At 55.4% G+C, this 2,286-nt stretch carries 3 protein-coding genes; all 3 read left to right on the top strand.

Features of this window, described 5'->3' with window-relative positions:
- Positions 1-498 precede the first annotated feature (498 nt).
- From ACFR9S_RS02180 to ACFR9S_RS02170, 3 genes are read left to right on the top strand one after another with little or no spacing between them, the layout of a single operon-like run.
- The gene (locus tag ACFR9S_RS02180; RefSeq protein ID WP_143076998.1) at positions 499-759 is read left to right on the top strand and encodes a hypothetical protein; all 261 of its coding nucleotides are present in this window, start codon (positions 499-501) and stop codon (positions 757-759) included.
- A complete protein-coding gene (locus ACFR9S_RS02175) occupies positions 759-1,421 on the top strand; it encodes a DUF6338 family protein (RefSeq protein WP_074880400.1) in 663 nt (220 codons plus the stop codon). Before ACFR9S_RS02180 ends, ACFR9S_RS02175 begins: the two co-directional genes overlap by 1 nt.
- A 36-nt stretch (positions 1,422-1,457) precedes the next feature.
- Positions 1,458-2,195, top strand: a complete 738-nt coding sequence (locus ACFR9S_RS02170; RefSeq protein ID WP_143076997.1) for a hypothetical protein — start codon at positions 1,458-1,460, stop codon at positions 2,193-2,195.
- Positions 2,196-2,286 lie beyond the last annotated feature (91 nt).

The following is a 2,286-nucleotide window of genomic DNA, read 5'->3' as shown; positions in this document are numbered from 1 at the left end:
CATACCCCAGTCCGCTATAGCCGGCGTCGACGAGCCACTCGTGCGTGGGGATCGTCGTCTCGGGATCGTGGCCGTCGCGCTCGCGAGCGGTCGCGATCTCCGTCCAGTAGAAGTCCTCGAGTTCGTCCAGCGACTTCCGCGACCAGTGGATTTGCTCAGGCACGGTTCTCACCCGAGTACAGCCGGTTTTCTTCGGGGTTGGGGTAATCTGAGGATGGCATTTCCGTACTGCTCAGTCTATCAGCTAACTACTTGATAATTCCGGTTGTGCAACTGTGGGCAGGACACAACTGCAACCAGTAAGAATACAGGGAATCGGGGCGAGAATACGATAAATGAGATATCGCTATATGGAATCTGTCGGCTCGATTCGCTGTGGGATACCCCCTTCCTTCGGGTGTGAAACCGGCTCCCCTCTGGTGGTTTTCCGCGTATATTTTCACTTTCAGCGTGGTGGAGTCAGGTTTACATTAAAAGGGCCGGTAACTACCTGTACAGATGTCCGACGACAACGGCTCTAACGACAGCGGCGATGGCAGTAGTGACAAAGAATCGCTCGGCAAACAGCAGAGCCATAACTCCAAGGGCGTTAAAGAGGGAACCACAGCAGACGGTTCTAAAAGCGTCGAGAAGTCGAAGGGAACTACAGCTGACGGGAATGCCGGCGAAGAAGGAGGGCACGGTGTCATTCGCCCGTCTGCACAAGGCGACTCGGATGGCAGCGATTCAGGCGGTGACTCGGGCGGCTCTGACGAGTAATGCCTCTCGTTTCTATTCAGAATCTTTTACTGGCGCTCATCGTCGTAGTCCCCGGATTCATCTCTACACATTTTGCCGTGACACTCGCCGTCGTCAGGACGAAGATCTCCGAAACGAGACTCCTAATGTTGAGCCTCGCCGCGAGTCTGTTTGTCGATTCGCTCTTCCTCTCTATCCTCGAAGTGTTTGGGGCCTCAATCACAGAACCCCAAGACATCAGTGAGGTGTTTTTCACCCCTACCTTCCAAGCTAAATACGTTCTCGGATTGCTGGGCTTCTCTGTAGCCGTTGGGGCCGTGGGAGGTGTAATCTTGGCCGCTGATCACCACGACCGAGTTCGGAATTGGCTCTGGAAAAGACTCGACGGGGACAGACGACGAAACTTCCACGAACCATGGGAAGGCACACTCGACGAAGCAGCCCGTGTCCAGGTGCTCACCTCAGATGGCGCGATTGCAGTTGGGGCTATCAAACAGTACAGTGATGACGGCAAAGAGAAACAAATCTCACTCACAGGGGTGGATTGGCACTTCCCCGACCAAGGATGGGTTGACTCAGATACAGATATTGAGCTTCTATTCGGTGAGGACATCGAGCAAGTGACTGTAGTTGATACAATCGAGAACGCAGTTGGCCCGTCCGAAGAAGAAGACCCCGAGTGAGGCTTTTTGAAGTGTGCGAATTCATACTCTAGTGAGATGAGAGAAGCCGCCCTCAACGCCAGCACGCACCAAGAGCCGGTGCAGAAGGCAGTCGCATTTCACGAACAGCGCGTCGAGGAGATCGTCGACGGCGATCACGAGCTGGATGATCGAGAGCCACAGCTCGTCGCGCACATGATTCCCGAAGGGTACCCAAGCGGGGGTTCGCTGGCGGCAGGGGAGAATATCGACGAACAGATTCCTCATTTCGAGGGACGTTCAGCATGGAGAGAACAACACGAACACGGCCAGATCACTACCCGCGCCGCCAAATCAGGGGAAACAGAGGCCTACAATCTCCGAACACCCGTAAGTGGAATTGAAACCGTCTCAGCCGGCGAAATCTGGGAACGTGGGGACCACAATCTGTTCGTCGCAAGCAGCACCGAGGCGAAGCTTGCAGCTACAGCGAACTGGGCTCAAGAGCAATTCGGAGAGGAGTACGAGTCAGACTGGATGACCGTTCTCGTTACACTCATCGGCGTCAGGGGTGAGCAGGTCCGAATTCCGGACAATGTTCGAATGTCGGTATCTGTGTCGGAAGCCGTATTCGAAAGCGACCGCATCGACCCGCGGCCGGTGAAAGTACCGCTTGAGTCCTGCACGCCAGCAGAGACCTACAACAAACTCTCGCCGCTATTCGACCGATTGTGGGCTGATACAGGTCTTGAAGGATCAGTATTCTACTCAGATGGTTCAGAAGCCGAGCGAGAAATACGCGGCTTCCTCGGCTGACTCGACACTACCTCACCTGCTCCTCTCGGACCGTCCGAAGATCGCGTGCCAGTCGCTCGTTGCCCTCGCGCACGATCACCAGCAAGCCCCG

Origin of the sequence: Halolamina salina (assembly GCF_042678005.1) — an archaeon.
Taxonomy (GTDB): Archaea; Halobacteriota; Halobacteria; order Halobacteriales; family Haloferacaceae; genus Halolamina; species Halolamina salina.
Note: the sequence above shows the minus strand (reverse complement) of the source record. Positions and strands in the feature narration are given on the sequence as shown.

Excerpts from the sequence above, each read along its gene's own strand:
- ACFR9S_RS02180 (WP_143076998.1), top strand. The coding sequence starts at position 499 with ATGTCCGACGACAACGGCTCTAACGACAGCGGCGATGGCAGTAGTGAC.
- ACFR9S_RS02175 (WP_074880400.1), top strand. The coding sequence starts at position 759 with ATGCCTCTCGTTTCTATTCAGAATCTTTTACTGGCGCTCATCGTCGTA.
- ACFR9S_RS02170 (WP_143076997.1), top strand. The coding sequence starts at position 1,458 with ATGAGAGAAGCCGCCCTCAACGCCAGCACGCACCAAGAGCCGGTGCAG.